The organism is Aeropyrum camini SY1 = JCM 12091, assembly GCF_000591035.1.
GTDB classification, from domain to species: Archaea; Thermoproteota; Thermoprotei_A; order Sulfolobales; family Acidilobaceae; genus Aeropyrum; species Aeropyrum camini.
On sequence record NC_022521.1, the window covers coordinates 631715 to 647311 of the forward strand.

Below are 15597 nucleotides of genomic sequence, written 5' to 3' on the forward strand. Positions count from 1 at the left end.
CCCAACATCTAGTGGGTGTGGATGAGGGTTGAGCAGGGCGCCCCTAGACCCTAGGGCCCCCCTCTACAAGGCGGTGCAGATAGCCCGGAGGAGGGCGGCTGAGGAGGGGGATAGCAGCTGGAGGGTTGTTGCCCAGGCTGTGGAGGAGCTTGCGAGGAGGGTGGAGAGGATATACGAGCTGGCCTCTAGGCACGGCCTATCCAAGCCCTTCTGGCTCTCCCCCAGGCTGCTCGAGGTCCTGAGGAGTGTTGAGGAGGGGGACAAGGGGGGAGCTATAGAGAGGGTGAGGAGCATATCCGAGAGCCTCCTCCCCGCTGGCCTGGCTGGAGAGTACTCCCTCGCTACCGGCACCGCGGCCAGGGTGCTCGCCTCCATCATATTCCTCGCCGCCGCGGCGTACATAGGCGTGGAGGGCCTCCAGGCCCCCTCAACCCCCGCGGCCGTCACCACCCTGGCACTCGCCTCCTTCGCCCTCGCCTCCCTCCTGGCAGCCTCAACCCACTACTCCCTATACCTCCTCGCCGTCTCAACAGGGGCCTCCCTAGCCCTGGCCACAGCCTACAGGCCAGTCATAGACATGTACAGCACCCTCATGGCCCTCTACTCCGCCGTCCTAGGCTTCGCCGCAGCCGCCTACAGCTCCTACACCCGCAGGAAGTTCTACAGGATGCTGAGGAGGCTTGAGAGGGGGGTGTAGGCTCCTTTTGATACCCGAGCTGCTTCCCGAGAACCCGGTGGCGGCGGTGGCCCTCGCCTCCCTAACCCCGGGCCTGGAGCCGAGGTACGCCCTGCTTATAGGCCTAGGCCTGGGCCTAGGCCTGCCGGAGACCCTAGCCCTCTCAGCGGCCGGCGTCCTTGTGCTAGCCCTCCTGCTCTACACCGCGATAGGCACGGTGGACGGGCTTATGGAGGCCCTCTGCCGCAGGAGGGGCAGCCGGGCCAACCCGGGGTGCCTCTACCTAGCCCTCAGGTCCTCGGCGGCCCGCCGTGCGGGGGGTTATGTTGAGAGGTATGGCTGGGCGGGGCTAATACTCTTCATAGCCATACCGCTACCCGCCACTGGCATGTACAGCGGCGCCCTGGCGGCGGCACTGCTGGGGATAAGAGACCCAAGGCTCCTGGCGAGCCTGCTGGCCGGGGGCTACCTGAGCCTGGCTATAACTGCTTTGGTTGGAGGAGGGGTTTCAATAGTTTCAACCTGGTAAAAAGAGGGGTGTGTTGGGTGGTGTCTCCTCCGGCTGGGCTCTAGGCTTTCTTGCCTCTCGCGCAGCCCACGCCCGCGACGAGCGCCTTTAGGAGGGCGGCCATCTCGGGGCTTGTCATGGTTTTCAGCAGCTCCCTTATACCCATGCCCTTCTCTGTTGAGGCTGCCTCCTGTAGGGCTGTGTTCATGCAGAGGGGCATCTTCTCCGCCGCCTTCATGAGGAGGGGCTGGTCTATCTGGGAGAGTATGTAGCCCATCATCATGAGGTTTCCGATCATCTTCATGACCTCTGGCCTGGCTAGGGAGTTGAATATCTCGTCCCCCATCTCCGCTAGCTGTAGGAGGGCGTCGAGGGTTCCCGACTTCTTCAGCGCAGCGACCAGCTCTATCGCCGTGGCTAGGGCATCGTAGTTCTCCTCGACAAGCTCAAGCAGTTTGAGGATCTTCTCATCCCCGACCTGGGCTCCATGCTCCATACACCATCACCCCCATACTATGCGAACCACTTCTCAAGCCAGTACCTCTCGAAGGCGTATTTAAGCGGCCTGAAAGCCCTCATACCCCCGAGTATGACGCAGTCAGGATAATCCGCCTCACCCATAACCTTCTTAGAGAAGTCGCAGTACACGGCTGCCCCCGCGTAGCCGAGGTCCATAACACAGACGCCGCTCATGTTGTAGTGCTCACCCATGTAGGTCCCCAGTATCTCGTCGGCTATCTGGCTCGCCACGTACTCAGCCTGGAAGTGGGCGAATATTCCCGCCATGCCGAGGCCCAGGCTGGGGGCGATAATGTCTCCCACGCCGAAGACGTTGCCGTACCTGGGGCTCCTCAGGGTCCTCTTGTCAACCCTCATATACCCTCCGAGGCTCTCGTCGCCCAGGGGCGACTCGGCCACCGGCTTGGGCGGCTCGTGGGGAGGGGCGAAGACGGCTAGGTCGTACTCTATCTCCTCCCCGCTGCCCGCGACCAGCCTGCCCTCCCTGGCCTCAACCGGCTCCACACCGCCTTTGAAGCCCACTCCATACATGTCTAGGAAGCTCTGGAAGGCCTCGGCCATCGTGGGGCCGAAGGGCTCCATAGGCTTCTTCCAGAAGTGGACCACCGTGACCTGGGCGTCGCCTCCCCTCTGCTCTACGAGGTATTTGACTAGGAACGCCGCCTCGAAGGGGGCGGGCGGGCACTTGTACGGCCAGCTCCAAGCACCCACAACAACCCTGCCGCTCTTGAAGCCCGCCAGCTTCCTCCTACAGTCTAGAGCCCCCTCCACCGTCCAGGGGCTGCAGACTGTGTCGTCCGTCTTCATGAGCTCCGGCCGGGGTATGCTGCCTAGGCTCACCACGAGGAAGTCGTACTCGAACTCACCGCCTGAGGTGGCGACCTTGTTGTTGTCCGGGTCTATCGACTCCACGCTGGCGGTAACAATCTTTACCCCGTGCTTCTCAAGCCTGGACAAGGGCCTCATAATATCCTCGGGCTCCCTCTGCCCAACCATCACCCAGAGGAGGCTGGGGGGGAAGAGGTGGTATCCCGTCTTGTCCACCAGCGTAATCTCAGCCTTCCCCCTCAGCAGCTTGGCCAGGTTGTAGGCGGCGACCAGGCCTCCGGGCCCCCCGCCTAGGACGAGTATCCTCTTCAAGACGCCTACACCTCGGGGCCTCCATTACCATTATATATGTTGGGGTTGTTATTAACCTAGGCCTCGCGCCTTTAACTACACTATAACATTTTGAATATACTAAAAATATACTAATTAGATTTGAAATACCCAAAACAGGTTATTAGGGGGAGGATACAAGGAAACATGTAGCACAATAATCTAAAACATTTAGACCAATAGGTGTATGCTGGTCCCCTAGCCGCCCGGCTTTATATTAAGCCTTCTCTGCTCCCAACTGTTTAACATTTGAAGGTGGGCTTATGGAGACTGCGGGCGTTGCTGAGGCGGCTAGGGTTGTCTACGAGGTATTCTCCAGGCACAGGTCTATAAGGAAGTATGTTAAGAAGCCTCTGCCGGAGGAGCATGTAAACCTCCTCATGGAGGCTGCTAGGAGGGCCCCTACAGACGCGACCCTCCACCTCTGGAGCGCTGTCAGGGTTGTTGATGATGGTGTGAGGAGGAGGCTGGCCACGGCGATAGGGCAGGAGCACGTGTATGAGGCTGGCGAGTTCTTCGTGTTCCTGGCTGACTTCTACAGGCTCAAGAGGCTGCTCGAGCACCGGGGCGAGGAGCTGGGCAGGGTTGACAGGGCTCTCCTCGTGTTCTCAGCCATAGACGCGGGGCTGGCGGCGGAGAACATGGCGGTGATGGCTGAGGCCCTCGGCTACGGGACCTGCTTCATAGGCGGGGTCCAGAACGCCGCAGAGCTCATCATAGACCTCCTAGACCTCCCCGAGAAGACCTACCCCCTCTTCGGCCTCACCATAGGCTACCCCGCTGAGGATCCGCCGCTCAGGCCCAGGCTACCGGCGGACCTGCTGTTCCACACCGACAGGTACAGGAGGTACAGTAGTGAGGACCTGGCTAGGGCCTACGAGGCCATGGCCTCCTACAGCAGGAGGAGGGACTGGCTCAGGATACTGAAGCGCTACGTCGCCGTCGGCGGCTACTTCGAGACCAGGAGCGAGGAGATGTGGAGGCTGCTGAGGCGGCGGGGGTTCGAGGTGTAGCCGCGGCGGCTAGTAGCTCTCTATACCCCCGATCCTCATGGCCAGCCTGTCCAGGAACCTCAGCCTCTTCGAGACGGGCGGGTGGGTGCTGAACAGCTCCACCAGGGGGTTCGCCTCCTGCTCCTTCAGCCTCTCGACAAGGTAGTCCACGTCAACCAGGGTCGAGGCCGCCAGGCTGGTTAGGGGGGCGACTATGAAGAGCATGCTGGCCATCTCGTTGCTCCTAGCCTCCTCCACCAGGTAGGGGTTGTGCTCGTAGGCGGCGTGGATCCTAGCCAGGGCCCTCTGGAGGCTCCTGGGGCTCCCCGTAACCAGGGCGCTGTGGGCGTCGGCATAGTACTCCCTCAGCCTGTTGAAGTGGGCCACTATCAGCTGGAAGACCATGCCCGCGGCTAGGAGTGCCGCGCCCACCGCAACCAGGGCCATGGGGTTGCCCCGCCTCTCGCCTCCTCCCCCGCCCAGTATGCCGGCCCAGACAAGCGCCCTGCCTATGAGGAAGGCGGCCACGGGTATGAGGCTTAGGGCGAGTATGACTGTAACGTCCCGGTGCTTCAGGTGTCCAACCTCGTGGGCCAGCACAGCCCTAACCTCGTCCCTGGGCAGGAGCCTGAGGAGGCCGCGGGTTACGGCGACGTAGCTGCCGGCTATGGGGCTCCCGTAGGCGAAGGCGTTGGGCATGCTCATCTCGCTCACCACAACCTTAGGCGGCTTCAGCCCGCTCCTCCTGGCGAGCTGCTCCACCTCAGCCACAAGCCACTCCTCGCCCGGCAACGGCTCCCGGGTCCTGTACACCATGTTTATGATGTAGGGTGAGAAGAGCCACTGCACCAGCACCATGCCGAGGGCGAGGAGGGATAGCATGATAGCTACCCCGGTGCCCGAGAGGCCTGTGAAGGCGTCTAGGGCCCAGGCCGCAACGCCTAGCACGACGATGTAGCCGCCTATGAGGGCGAGGACTGTGAGCCCCATGCTTGCCTTCAGGGCTGTTAGGCTCTGGGGCGCGTCCCCCACTATCCTGTGGGCGTTGAGGGCTACAAGGGCTATGACCCCGGCTAGTATCAGCGACTCTACCAGGCCCAGCCACCACCAGGCGAATATGAACTCCAGCATCCGCCACTCCCTCACCCGATCTAACCCAGCCTATAGGCTCCTCCCGCCATATGGGATACTCCATATATATCCCGGGAGGCTAAACGCTTTTTGCCCACTGTATATACGTTGGTGGCGTAGCCTTGCCAGCAGGGTTCGAGGAGGCCGTTAGGGAGGTTTCCAGGGAGAGGGTCCGGGGCGCCAGCTGGGCCCTCTCAACCCTCGCCCGAGGCCTTCTAGAGGAGCTGGAGTCGGGCCGCACCCTTGAATGCCCCAGGACCTCCCAGGTCCTCAGGACCACGCTACCCGGCATGGGGAGCCTGGAGGTCCTCGCAGAGGTTGTTGAGAGGCTATGCAGCCGTCCCGGGGAGCTGGCCGAGGCGCTGAGGAGGCTCATGGACTATGTTGAGGAGGCTGGGAGGGAGGCGGCGGAGCGTGCCGCCGAGCTCCTCAGTGGGGCTGGGGCGGTTTCGACAGTGAGCTTCAGCAGGGCTGTGCAGCTTACAATTCTAGCCGCGAGGCCCCCGCTAGTGTACGTGCTGGAGTCGAGGCCCGGCGGAGAGGGTGTGGCGATGGCCAGGCACCTGAGGCAGTCGGGGGTGAACACTGTTGTCTTGCCGGACTCGGCCGTGGGCCTGGCCGTCTCCAGGTCGGGCGCGGTGGTTTTTGGGGCGGACGCCGCGGGGCTGGACGGGTGTTTGAGGAACAAGCTAGGCACCCTCCCCCTGGCGACTTCCGCTGGCGCCCTTGGTGTGGAGGTTGTCGCTGTTTTTGAGTCCTACAAGATAGTCCCGAGGGCCTGCGGCTGGGAGGGGGTTGAGACCCGGGGCTACAGGGTGGAGGGGTGGGGCGACGTCGAGTATCCGGTTTTCGAGCCTGTGCCTCTCCGGCTTGTTAGCCATATTGCGACGGAGCTGGGTGGAGGGAGGGCTGGGGTGGAGCCTCTGAGGCTGTATAGGAGGCTTTTCCTGGAGGAGGTCCTGGGGGGTGATGTATAAAGGGCTTGGGACGACAGAGTTTGGATACGGTGTCCAGTTTGCAGGGCGGCTACTCCCTAGCCCACATAGCCGCTGGCATAGCTGTGGTCGCCCTCATAGTACTCGGGGCGGGCTTCTACGCCATATACCAGGAGCTCGCCAGCCTGAGGAGCCAGGTGGAGGGTCTTAACACCAGGTACGAGGAGATAAGCGAGAGCCTGGAGAACGTGCAGGGCGCCTTCGAGTCGAGCAGGGGGGATATAGAGTCGATAGCCTCCTCCCTCGAGTCTATACAGGACAGGGTATCCAGTATTGAGGAGAGGCTGGGCTCTACGGCCACCCAGAGCGACCTGGATGCTGTGGCCAGGGAGCTTGCATCCCTCTCCCAGCAGCTCGAGGACCTCCAGGCCAGGATCCAGGCTCTAGAGGAGAGCGGTGCCGAGAGGGGGGAGAGGCTGGACCAGCTGGCCATGGCCCTCCAGGACCTCCAGGCCAGGCTTGCATCGCTGGAGGAGAGGGTTGACGAGGTCTACTCATCCCTCTACTTCCCCGTCACAGTGGTGGACGGTACGGGGACCCCTGTCGTCATACTGGAGAGGCCTGAGAGGATAGTCAGCATGGCGCCCAGCGCAACAGAGGCCCTCTACTACATAGGAGCCCTAGACAGGGTGGTGGGGGTCGACCAGTACAGCGACTTCCCGCCCGAGCTGAACGAGGCGAAGGAGGCGGGGGATGTGGCGGTGATAGGGGGATACTGGAACCCGAGTATAGAGGCTATACTTAGCCTCGAGCCCGACCTCGTGGTGGGCGTTTCCTCGGTGCCGAGCCACATCCAGGCGAGGAAGGTCCTCGCGGCCTACGGGATACCGGTCATACTGCTCCCTTACAGCAGCCTCGAGGATATAAGGGAGTCCCTAATAATGGCTGGCAAGGCTACTGGCGAGGTTGTTAGCGCGTATAAGGCTGCGGTGGAGTTCGACATGGCCGTGGCCGCAGCCGGGATTCTGCTGGAGGGCCTCGAGCCTGTGGAGACAGCGGTTATTGTATGGCCAAACCCGTTGTTCGTGGTGGGCGGCGGGACGTGGGAGCACGAGATTATTGAGGCGGCTGGCGGGGTTAACGTATACGGCGACACACAGGGCTGGCCGCAGGTGTCCTACGAGTCACTCCTCGAGAAGGACCCCGACGTGATAATACTGATGGGCGACCACGGAGAGGGTGGAGTCACCGTTGAAGGGTTTATGGAGGCGCTTGAGAGCCAGCTGGGCGATGCGGCCTGGGAGATAGACGCCGTCGCCTCTGGTAGGATCTACATACTGCTGGATGAGTACAACGACAGCTTCGCCAGGCCCAGCCCCAGGACGGTTCTATCCATGTTCGTGATGGCCGCGGTAATCCATCCAGAGGCCTTCGACATGCAGCCCGATAGCCTGCCGAGCGAGGTGTCCCCCGGGACCCTCGATATACTAGCACTGCTTGAGGGTAGGTTGCCTGGGGAGGTGTTGGAGTTCCTAGGTGGGGCTCTAGGTTGAGGACCTCAATTCTGCTAGCCTCCTCCATAACCGTGTTTTCAATGCTAACCCTCGCGAGCCTCGCCCTAGGCCCCGCGGGGGTGAAGAGCCCCCTGGACTATATAGACGGGCTGGGCGGGGTGGAGCTGTACAGGCTGCTGAGGACCTCGGCCTCAATAGTGGTGGGCGCCTCCCTCGCCGTAAGCGGTGCCTCCCTCCAGCAGGCCCTGCGGAACCCCCTGGTAGACCCCTACCTCCTCGGCATCTCCACGGGCGCCTCCCTCGCCGTAGCCCTAAGCCTTCTCCTGGGGCTGGCGGGGCCCCTGGGCATAGGCTCCGCGGCCCTCGCCGGCGGCCTGGCGGCCTTCCTCCTAGTACTAGTCACAGCCAGGCTTGCAGGCATGACGGGCTCTGGCTTGATAATAGTGGGGGTCGCCTACTCCTACCTCTTCGGGAGCCTGACCACTCTCCTCGTCCTCAGCTTCCCCGACAGGCTGACGGGGGCTCTCTACTGGATATTCGGCTCCGTAGCCTACGTGGACAGGGGGATTCTGGCTACAGCAGCGGGGGGGCTAGGCCTCGCCGCAATATACCTCGCTGCATCCTCGAAGGCCCTGGAGGCGTTGAGCCTGGGTGAGGAGGCCGCCCGGGGCCTGGGCATAGCGGTTGAAAGGCTTAGAGCCTGGGTCGCCACAGCCAGTATCGTAGCCGTGGCCGCCTCCGTAGCCCTGGCCGGCCCCGTGGGGTTCATAGGGTTGACTGCCCCGTGGATAGCTAGGCTTCTGGGAGCCTCGCGCTTCCAGCAAGTCCTCCTCGCCTCGGCCCCACTGGGCGCGGGGCTGGCTCTCGCCTCAGACATCCTGGCCCGCACGCTCGCGAGCCCCGCCGAGCTGCCTCTAACACCTATAGCCAGCCTCATAGGAGTGCCCATCCTAGTCTACGCCGCTGTGGAGAGGTGGAGGGGTGTTGAGGCCCTGTAGCGTCAGGCTGGAGGGTGTTGAGGCTGGCTACGCCGCTGCACCCCCCGTTCTGAGGGATTTGAGCTTCAGCATCGACCCCGGCTCGCTGGTGGCCCTCCTAGGCCCGAACGGCAGCGGCAAGACAACACTCCTCAGGCTCCTCGCTGGCATACTCAAGCCGAGCAGGGGGAGGGTGGAGGTCTGCGGCCGCCCCCCGGGTAGGGTGAGGCGGATGCTCGGCTACGCCCCCGCAACCCCGGAGGTGGACCCCAGGCTGAGGGCCGTGGAGGTGGCCCTCCTCTACAGGTACGGGGTTTCGGAGGGCGTAGCCTGGAGTAGGAGGGACTGGGAGGAGGTCCTGTCCGCCCTCAGGGAGATGGGCGTCGAGGAGCTGGCTTGGAGGAGGTGGGGGGAGCTTAGCAGCGGCCAGAGGAGGCTGGTAATCCTGGCGGGGGTTCTGGCTAGGAGGCCCGCCCTGGCCCTCCTAGACGAGCCCCACTCCTTCCTCGACGTATCCAACATGAGGAGAGTGACACTGGTGCTCCGCTCCCTCAGGGGCAGGGCAACAGTGGTCTACACCACCCACGACCCCCTAGCGGCTATGGCCGCCGACACGGTGGTAATGCTGAGGGAGGGGCTACTCCACGCCCAGGGGCCGCCCGGGGCTGTGGTGACCCCAGAGACTATAGAGGAGGTCTACGGAATCCCGGCGGACAGGCTGGACGGCCTCACAATTCCACGCTACTACAGGCCCTAGAACACGGCCACACTTTACCCCCGCGGGGGGCTATAGAGAACTGGGGATGAGGACTCCACGGGTTCCGACGCCCCCCGGGGGGCTCCCCGGGAGGTGGGGACACCTGTCTCAACTGACCCTAGTGCCTACTCCTTTCACGGCCGCCTCCCGGGCCAGGTCTCTCCTTGCTATGGGGCCTCTGGGCTCGGCCTCCCTCCATATGGCCGCTTTGAACCTGTAGATCTCGACGTCCTCCCTCAGCCAGCACGTCCCTGGGAGCCCTGCCTTTATGCAGGCCCATGTGAGGAACATTATGGGGTCCCAGCCCTCGTCGACAGCCACTTGGGGGAGCAGCAGGCCCGCGTAGGGGAGTTTCTCGACGTAGAGGCCGTGAACCCCTACCTTGACATGGGCGGGCCTCAGATGGGGCTTCCTGGGGAGGGGCTCCATGCTGCCGAGCACCGTGACCTCGATTCTCACCATACCGAGCTCTTCCCGCCTCAGAGGCTCGAACCGGGGGTCGCTGGAGGCTGCGTCGACAGCGGCTGTAACCACCGCCTCGGCTAGGGGGATTACAGGCCTTACAACCCCTATACACCCCCTAAGCTCCCACCCCTCCCCGCCCCTCTTCTCCAGGGTTACGAAGGCGGCCCCCGGCCTCCCAAGCTTCCCCCTAGCTTCCACTCTCAGCCTCCTACCATGCTCCACCCACTCCTCCACCGCCCTCCTGGCAATCCTCACCAGGGCCTCCCCGTCAGCGTCGTCAAGCTCCTCCGGCTCGACTGGAGCACCTTCAGCCCGCTCTATCCTAACTCCCCCAACCAACCCTCCGACCCCCCTAGTATCTACTCTAGGATGGTGGGGGCTAAAGACTGGAGGAGGGGGTTTAGAGGTGGAGGTGCCTCGGATTCCGGCGCACTCCTCCTCGCCCAGCCCCCTGGGGGCTGGGCTTTCGGTGACGAGGTTGGTCGTCACAGGCTCCTGTTTTAGGTTCGTTGCCCCCTCCGGGTTTTATGGCATTATGTCTGGGTCGTAGGGGGCGTCGTACTCTCCCTCCTCCGGCTCCGGCGTGTTGAGGCCTTCTGGGCATCCCTTGCCCAGTCTTATGGGTTTTTCTAGCCTGCTCAGCAGCACCACTCTGCTGGCCCTGCTCTCGCCGAGTATTGGGTAGCCTGTGAGCTCGGAGAGCCTCTCGCTAACCTTCCTGACGTACTCGTGCTCAGCCATGTTGGCCTTGCTGAGCCTCATCCTGCTGGCGCCCACCCACATGTAGCTCTTTATCTCTACGTAGGTTGGCTGGGCGAGGTTTATGAGCTTTGCGAAGCCCTTGAGGGCCTCGTCGGTGTCGTTGAACCCGGATACCAGGGTTATCCTGATCACTGTGGGGCTGGTGAAGCTGGGCATCATCTCCAGGGTCTCCAGCGTGAGCTCCCAGGCCCTGGGCACGAGGGGCCTGGTGAAGTAGTTGTAGCTCTTCTTATCCCACGCCTCAAGGCTCACGTAGAGCTGGCTCGGCTCCTCCTCGAGGTTCGCCAGTATGTCTGGCCTGACGCCCCTGGTTACGAGGAAGCTAGTCATACCCCTCCTGTGCACCTCCTTCAGCAGGTCGCTTAACATCGGGTAGAGGGTGGGCTCGCCGGTGAGGCTTAGGGTCACGTGGACGGGGTTCCAGGCCTCCCAGAACTTCTTCGGGTCCACCTTCGGGTGGCCCTTGTAGCCGCTTATCAGCCTCCGGTGTATCCTGATGAGCTCGTCCACCAGCCACTTGGGGTCGTCGACTATGGTCAGCTTGGTCTCGTCGAGGTCGACGCCCAGGTCCTGGGGCCTTATCCTCCAGCAGTGGAGGCAGGCGTTCCAGCACCAGAAGGCTGCGGGGCTCATCTGTATATCCCTGTGGCTCTCTATCCCGTAGAACTTGCACTTGTAGCAGTGTCTGTCCTCGGTGAGGGCCTTGTGGGTCCAGTAGCACTTCTTAACCACGGTGTGCCTGCCGGCGAAGTGGTACTTCTGCTTGACCATAACCTCGGCTAGGGGCAGCCACTTCTCCGGCATCCCCTGGGGTATGTTTTTAAGTATGTTCCTCCTGGGAATCCCTCAACACCCTCAAGAAACATGGTATTACTTTAACCCAGTTAAAGGCTTCGGCTTGTATAGCCCCTTCTCCTGCAGGTAGGTGTAGGCGCTGTAGGCGGCCACCGCGCCCATGGCCGCGGCCGTGACTACCTGCCTGAAGCCCGGCCACATGCTGGTGCAGTCTCCCGCCGCGAATATCCCTGGCATGCTTGTCCTCATCCACTCGTCCACCACCACGTTGCCCATGCTATCGGTCTCCAGCCCTATGGCCTCGAACAGCTCCCTAGGGGGCTCGGAACCTATCTCTATGAAGATACCGTCCACCTTGAGCTCCTTCTCCTCGCCAGTCACCTTATTCTTCACGACCACAGACTCCACCCGGTCCCGGCCTCTTATCTCGGTGACTATGCTGTCGAGTATGAACTCTATGTTAGGCTTCTTCCTAGTCTCCTCCACGTAGAAGGGCTTCGCCCTGAACCCCTGCCTCCTGTGGACTAGGTAGACCTTCTTGACGTAGCCGCTGAGGAGGAGGGCGCCTTCCAGGGCGGAGTCCCCGCCCCCACCACAACCACAGCATTCTTACCCTTGAAGAGGGGGGCGTCGCAGACGCTGCAGTAGCTCACCCCCCTCCCGGCGAGCTCCTCCTCCCCGGGGACGCCGAGCTTCCTCCTCCTGCTGCCGACCGCTAGTATGACTGTGTGGGCCTTAACCTCAAGCCCCCTAGACCCCCTCACCAGGAACCACTGGTCGTCGAGCCTCTGCACCGACTTCACCTGCACACCCGTTACAATCTTCGCGCCGAACATCTCCGCGTGGCTCCTGAAACTCTCCACCAGTTTAGAGGCCTCCAGACCCCCCATACCCGGGTAGTCGTCTATCCAGTTCGTTAGGTTCAGCTGGCCCCCCACGTCCATGGAGACTATGAGGGTCGACATGAGGAACCTCGTCGTGTATATAGCCGCCGAGAGCCCGGCTGGCCCCGCACCTACTATGACCGTGTCGTACTCCTCCCCCTTGGGCACTCTGGGCGCCCTCACGGCTGAGAGCCTTAGCGGCATTGTGATGCACCTAATCACCACACTATTATCCATGGCGGCCCAAATCCTTGACTATCCAGCACCCCGAGCCTCCCCCGCCTCCCCCGGGCTTGAAGGCGGCAGCCTACACCTCCTCCGCCTCCCCTCCACGTAGGCCTCCGCCACCCGTCTGAGCAGCTCCTCAGGGCTCTCGACAGTAACCACCGCCTCTCCACCCCTAACCTCGATGGCGGCCGCCCCTATCCTCCTAAGCCTCTTCACGATCCCCCGGGCCGTCCTCTTTGTGACGCACAGCCTCTCCCTTAGGGCTTCCACGGCCTCTCCATAGTTCAGCGTGGGCCCGAGGCTGTATAGGATGTAGAGGGCCGCCACCTCCCTCTTCCCTGGCATCCTAGCCAGCCTGGGGGGCTCTCCTCCTCTCATGGTCGGTGATCCCCACTCCCCTGAGCCTGAGGCGGGCGGGGCGTCGGTGTAGGGTAGCCCAGTCATCGCCCCAGTCTATAATAGTGTTTGGGCCTCCGAGGCTGATATTCAGCTGCACCCCGAGAGGAGGGGGCCCAGGAGCCTGAGCCTCTCGAACACGGGCCCACCTACGGCCGCCGCCACATAACCCCCAGGACCTCCAAGCAGGAGGGGCCTCCCCTCAACCCCAACATACACCTCCAAACCCCCCTCCACCCCCCCGGGGTCCACAATCCGGTGCACACCCTCGACACCGTTCACGAGCAGCGCCAGGGGGTCGCGGTAGGCGTAGGCCACTGCAACACCCTCAACATCCCCAGCCGCCCCCCCGAGGAACTCCATCCTAGGCTCCCCCGGCCTACAAGCCTCCACCCACTCGGGCCTGGAGAGGGTGTGGTACAGGCCAGCCGGAGGCTCCACGGGGGATATGATGCTACCAACACCCAGGGCGACGAGGAGGGTCGAGGCCGGGCCTAGGGAGAGGGAAACCACGGTGGGGCTGGTGACAACCCAGGCGTCTCCAGAGGATAGAGCCCACTCAACAAGGGCGGCGGCCTCCCCAGGGCTGGCCAGCATCCAAGACACGTCTACAACATAGGATCCCCTGTCAAACCTCGGCAACCACCACACACCCCCGCAACACCCCCCGGCGGCTCGCCAGCCTGGTTTCCGCTCACCCGCACCCAGGCTCCAGCTGGGTGCTCGCCCCTTACATGGGCGCCCATAGCCCCCGGGGAGCGGTGGGCTCTCCGCCTTGTGTGTCCATGTTGGGTCTAACGCTAATTAGCCTCACGCCTCAACAGCCTCCGCTTGGAACTCCTTGCCGGTGGGTGTGGACGCGTTGAAGCTGTACGAGTTTGAGGCTAAGGAGATATTGAGGATGTATGGGGTTGAGACTCCCCTGTCTGTCCTGGTTATGCCGGGGGATGATGTTGCGGCTAAGGTTAGGGAGGCTGGCTTGGAGCCGCCGCTCGTGGTGAAGAGCCAGGTTCTTGTAGCTGGTAGGGGGAAGGCTGGGGGTATTAAGCTGGTTGAGAGTGTTGAGGAGGCTGTTAGGGTTGCTGAGGAGCTCTGGCGAAAACCTATAAAGGGGATCCTCCCGGGGGCTCTCCTCGTGGAGAGGGCTGTGCCCCATGAGGCGGAGCTCTACACGTCTATAATTATAGATAGGAGCGAGAGGAGGCCGGTGGTCCTGGCCAGCAGGTATGGGGGTATGGATATTGAGGAGATAGCTAGGGAGAAGCCAGAAAGCATCGTTAGATACTATGTAGACCCCTTCCTAGGGCTGAGGGGTTATGAGGCTAGGATGGTGGGCAAGGAGATAGGCCTCTCAGGCAGGCTCCTAAACTCCTACGCCTCCTTCCTCCAGGTCCTCTACAGGGTGTTCACAGCCCTGGAGGCAGAGCTGGTGGAGAGCAACCCCCTGGCCATAGTGGGGGACAAGGTGGTCCCCCTCGACGCCAGGATAATAGTGGATGACAACAGCCTCTTCAGGCATAAGGAGCTGGTGGAGAGGAGGAGGGTGGAGCAGAGGGGAGAGTACACCGAGTGGGAGGTCAAGGCGAGGAGCCAGGGCCTCCCCTTCGTCGAGCTCGACGGCGACATAGGGATCATAGGCAACGGGGCCGGCCTCACGATGGCCACTATGGACCTCGTCTACCACTTCGGCGGTAGGCCCGCGAACTTCCTCGACATAGGCGGCGGCGCCAGGGCCGAGCTGGTTAAGAAGGCCGTCTCCTTCCTCCTCGAGTTCCCCAAGGCGTCCAAGATATTCATAAACGTGTTCGGCGGCATAACCAGGGGCGACGAGGTTGCCCGCGGTATAGTGGCTGCCGTTAGGGAGTCCGGCTCCAGCAAGCCGCTGGTTGTGAGGCTAAGCGGCACCAGGGAGGAGGAGGGGAGGAGGATACTTGAGGACGCCAGCATCTACGCCTATACCGACCCGGTGGAGGCTGTAAAGAAAGTTGTATCTCTCTAGGGCCGTGTGGGGTGGTGTGTGATGGCGGTTCTGGTGGACAGCGGCACGAGGGTCCTGGTCCAGGGTATAACTGGTAGGGAGGGCTCGTTCCACGCGAAGGCCATGCTAGACTACGGCACCAAGGTGGTGGCGGGGGTGACGCCCGGGAAGGGCGGCAGCGAGGTCCACGGCGTCCCGGTTTACGACAGCGTTAAGGAGGCTGTGGCGGAGCACCCCGAGATAAACACCAGCATAATATTCGTCCCAGCCCCCTTCGCCCCCGACGCGGTCTACGAGGCTGTGGACGCGGGTATAAAGCTGGTCGTCGTGATAACGGAGGGCATACCCGTCCACGACACTATGAGGTTCGTCAACTACGCCAGACAGAAGGGGGCCACGGTCATAGGGCCCAACTGCCCCGGCGTCATAACGCCCGGCCAGGCCAAGGTCGGGATAATGCCGGGCCACATTTTCAGGGAGGGTGGCGTGGCCGTTGTCAGCAGGAGCGGCACCCTGACGTACGAGATAAGCTACATGCTCACCAGGCAGGGTATAGGCCAGTCCACGGTGGTGGGGATAGGGGGAGACCCTATAGTGGGCCTGAGCTTCACCGAGGCGCTCAGGCTCTTCCAGCAGGACCCCCAGACCGAGGCGCTCGTGCTTATAGGCGAGATAGGCGGGGACATGGAGGAGAGGGCTGCAGAGATGATCAAGAAGGGTGAGTTCACAAAGCCCGTCGTCGCCTACATAGCCGGCAGGACGGCGCCGCCGGAGAAGAGGATGGGCCACGCTGGGGCGATAATAATGATGGGCGCGGGAACCTACGAGGGGAAGGTGAAGGCGCTTAGGGAGGCCGGCGTGGAGGTGGCGGAGACGCCCTTCGAGGTGCCAGACCTGGTGAGGAGGGCCCTGAGGAGGTAGC

The 15597-nt window shown here is 62.7% G+C and carries 16 protein-coding genes and 1 pseudogene; 9 read left to right on the forward strand and 8 right to left on the reverse strand.

Annotated elements, in window-relative coordinates:
• Positions 1-28 precede the first annotated feature (28 nt).
• Positions 29-697, forward strand: a complete 669-nt coding sequence (locus tag ACAM_RS03470) for a hypothetical protein (protein ID WP_022541419.1) — start codon at positions 29-31, stop codon at positions 695-697.
• Between the two features lie 7 nt (positions 698-704).
• Entirely contained in the window at positions 705-1205 is a 501-nt protein-coding gene (locus ACAM_RS03475) for a COG2426 family protein (RefSeq protein WP_022541420.1), read from the forward strand.
• 40 nt (positions 1206-1245) lie between these two features.
• Here ACAM_RS03475 and ACAM_RS03480 read toward each other — a convergent pair whose 3' ends face one another.
• Together ACAM_RS03480 and ACAM_RS03485 are read right to left on the reverse strand one after the other, a co-directional pair.
• A complete protein-coding gene (locus ACAM_RS03480; protein WP_022541421.1) occupies positions 1246-1680 on the reverse strand; it encodes a helical membrane plugin domain-containing protein in 435 nt (144 codons plus the stop codon).
• 17 nt (positions 1681-1697) lie between these two features.
• Positions 1698-2843 carry an NAD(P)/FAD-dependent oxidoreductase gene (locus ACAM_RS03485; RefSeq protein WP_022541422.1) on the reverse strand — a complete coding sequence of 382 codons (1146 nt, stop codon included), beginning with the start codon at positions 2841-2843 and terminating at the stop codon, positions 1698-1700.
• A gap of 281 nt (positions 2844-3124) precedes the next feature.
• Between ACAM_RS03485 and ACAM_RS03490 the strand changes: the two genes are divergently transcribed.
• On the forward strand, positions 3125-3874 hold the full coding sequence (locus ACAM_RS03490) for a nitroreductase family protein (RefSeq protein ID WP_022541423.1): 750 nt from the start codon (positions 3125-3127) through the stop codon (positions 3872-3874).
• A 9-nt stretch (positions 3875-3883) separates the two neighbouring features.
• On the opposite strand, the gene htpX is transcribed toward ACAM_RS03490, so the two are convergent.
• The gene (gene htpX, locus ACAM_RS03495; RefSeq protein WP_062662808.1) at positions 3884-4999 is read right to left on the reverse strand and encodes a zinc metalloprotease HtpX; all 1116 of its coding nucleotides are present in this window, start codon (positions 4997-4999) and stop codon (positions 3884-3886) included.
• Between the two features lie 107 nt (positions 5000-5106).
• Here htpX and ACAM_RS03500 point away from each other — a divergent pair, with 107 nt between their 5' ends.
• From ACAM_RS03500 to ACAM_RS03515, 4 genes are read left to right on the forward strand one after another with little or no spacing between them, the layout of a single operon-like run.
• Positions 5107-5961, forward strand: a complete 855-nt coding sequence (locus tag ACAM_RS03500) for an eIF2B alpha/beta/delta subunit family protein (RefSeq protein ID WP_022541425.1) — start codon at positions 5107-5109, stop codon at positions 5959-5961.
• Positions 5962-5999: 38 nt separating this feature from the next.
• Positions 6000-7472 (forward strand): ABC transporter substrate-binding protein, encoded by a 1473-nt coding sequence (locus ACAM_RS03505; protein ID WP_022541426.1) that lies wholly within the window; start codon positions 6000-6002, stop codon positions 7470-7472.
• Entirely contained in the window at positions 7469-8431 is a 963-nt protein-coding gene (locus ACAM_RS03510; RefSeq protein ID WP_022541427.1) for a FecCD family ABC transporter permease, read from the forward strand. The genes ACAM_RS03505 and ACAM_RS03510 overlap by 4 nt, the downstream gene beginning before the upstream one ends.
• Positions 8418-9167, forward strand: coding sequence for an ABC transporter ATP-binding protein (locus ACAM_RS03515; RefSeq protein ID WP_022541428.1), 750 nt, complete (start codon positions 8418-8420; stop codon positions 9165-9167). The genes ACAM_RS03510 and ACAM_RS03515 overlap by 14 nt, the downstream gene beginning before the upstream one ends.
• 108 nt (positions 9168-9275) lie before the next feature.
• Here ACAM_RS03515 and ACAM_RS03520 read toward each other — a convergent pair whose 3' ends face one another.
• From ACAM_RS03520 to ACAM_RS03540, 5 genes and pseudogenes are all read right to left on the reverse strand, one after another.
• Positions 9276-9971 (reverse strand): TIGR00296 family protein, encoded by a 696-nt coding sequence (locus tag ACAM_RS03520; protein ID WP_022541429.1) that lies wholly within the window; start codon positions 9969-9971, stop codon positions 9276-9278.
• Positions 9972-10157: 186 nt separating this feature from the next.
• Positions 10158-11198 (reverse strand): 4-demethylwyosine synthase TYW1, encoded by a 1041-nt coding sequence (gene twy1, locus ACAM_RS03525; RefSeq protein WP_022541430.1) that lies wholly within the window; start codon positions 11196-11198, stop codon positions 10158-10160.
• 66 nt (positions 11199-11264) lie between these two features.
• Positions 11265-12277 (reverse strand): annotated as a pseudogene (trxB, locus tag ACAM_RS08550) (thioredoxin-disulfide reductase).
• Between the two features lie 51 nt (positions 12278-12328).
• On the reverse strand, positions 12329-12745 hold the full coding sequence (locus ACAM_RS03535; protein WP_148706388.1) for a hypothetical protein: 417 nt from the start codon (positions 12743-12745) through the stop codon (positions 12329-12331).
• Positions 12746-12787: 42 nt separating this feature from the next.
• On the reverse strand, positions 12788-13339 hold the full coding sequence (locus tag ACAM_RS03540; RefSeq protein ID WP_022541434.1) for a hypothetical protein: 552 nt from the start codon (positions 13337-13339) through the stop codon (positions 12788-12790).
• A gap of 220 nt (positions 13340-13559) precedes the next feature.
• On the opposite strand from ACAM_RS03540, the gene sucC reads away from it, so the two are divergent.
• Together sucC and sucD are read left to right on the forward strand one after the other, a co-directional pair.
• Positions 13560-14696, forward strand: a complete 1137-nt coding sequence (gene sucC / locus ACAM_RS03545; protein ID WP_022541435.1) for an ADP-forming succinate--CoA ligase subunit beta — start codon at positions 13560-13562, stop codon at positions 14694-14696.
• A 21-nt stretch (positions 14697-14717) separates the two neighbouring features.
• Positions 14718-15596, forward strand: coding sequence for a succinate--CoA ligase subunit alpha (gene sucD, locus ACAM_RS03550; protein ID WP_022541436.1), 879 nt, complete (start codon positions 14718-14720; stop codon positions 15594-15596).
• The last annotated feature ends 1 nt before the right edge of the window (position 15597 follow it).

Coding starts and splice junctions, on each gene's coding strand:
- ACAM_RS03480 (WP_022541421.1), bottom strand. CDS start 1,680: ATGGAGCATGGAGCCCAGGTCGGGGATGAGAAGATCCTCAAACTGCTT.
- sucD (WP_022541436.1), top strand. CDS start 14,718: ATGGCGGTTCTGGTGGACAGCGGCACGAGGGTCCTGGTCCAGGGTATA.
- ACAM_RS03490 (WP_022541423.1), top strand. CDS start 3,125: ATGGAGACTGCGGGCGTTGCTGAGGCGGCTAGGGTTGTCTACGAGGTA.
- twy1 (WP_022541430.1), bottom strand. CDS start 11,198: ATGCCGGAGAAGTGGCTGCCCCTAGCCGAGGTTATGGTCAAGCAGAAG.
- ACAM_RS03535 (WP_148706388.1), bottom strand. CDS start 12,745: ATGACTGGGCTACCCTACACCGACGCCCCGCCCGCCTCAGGCTCAGGG.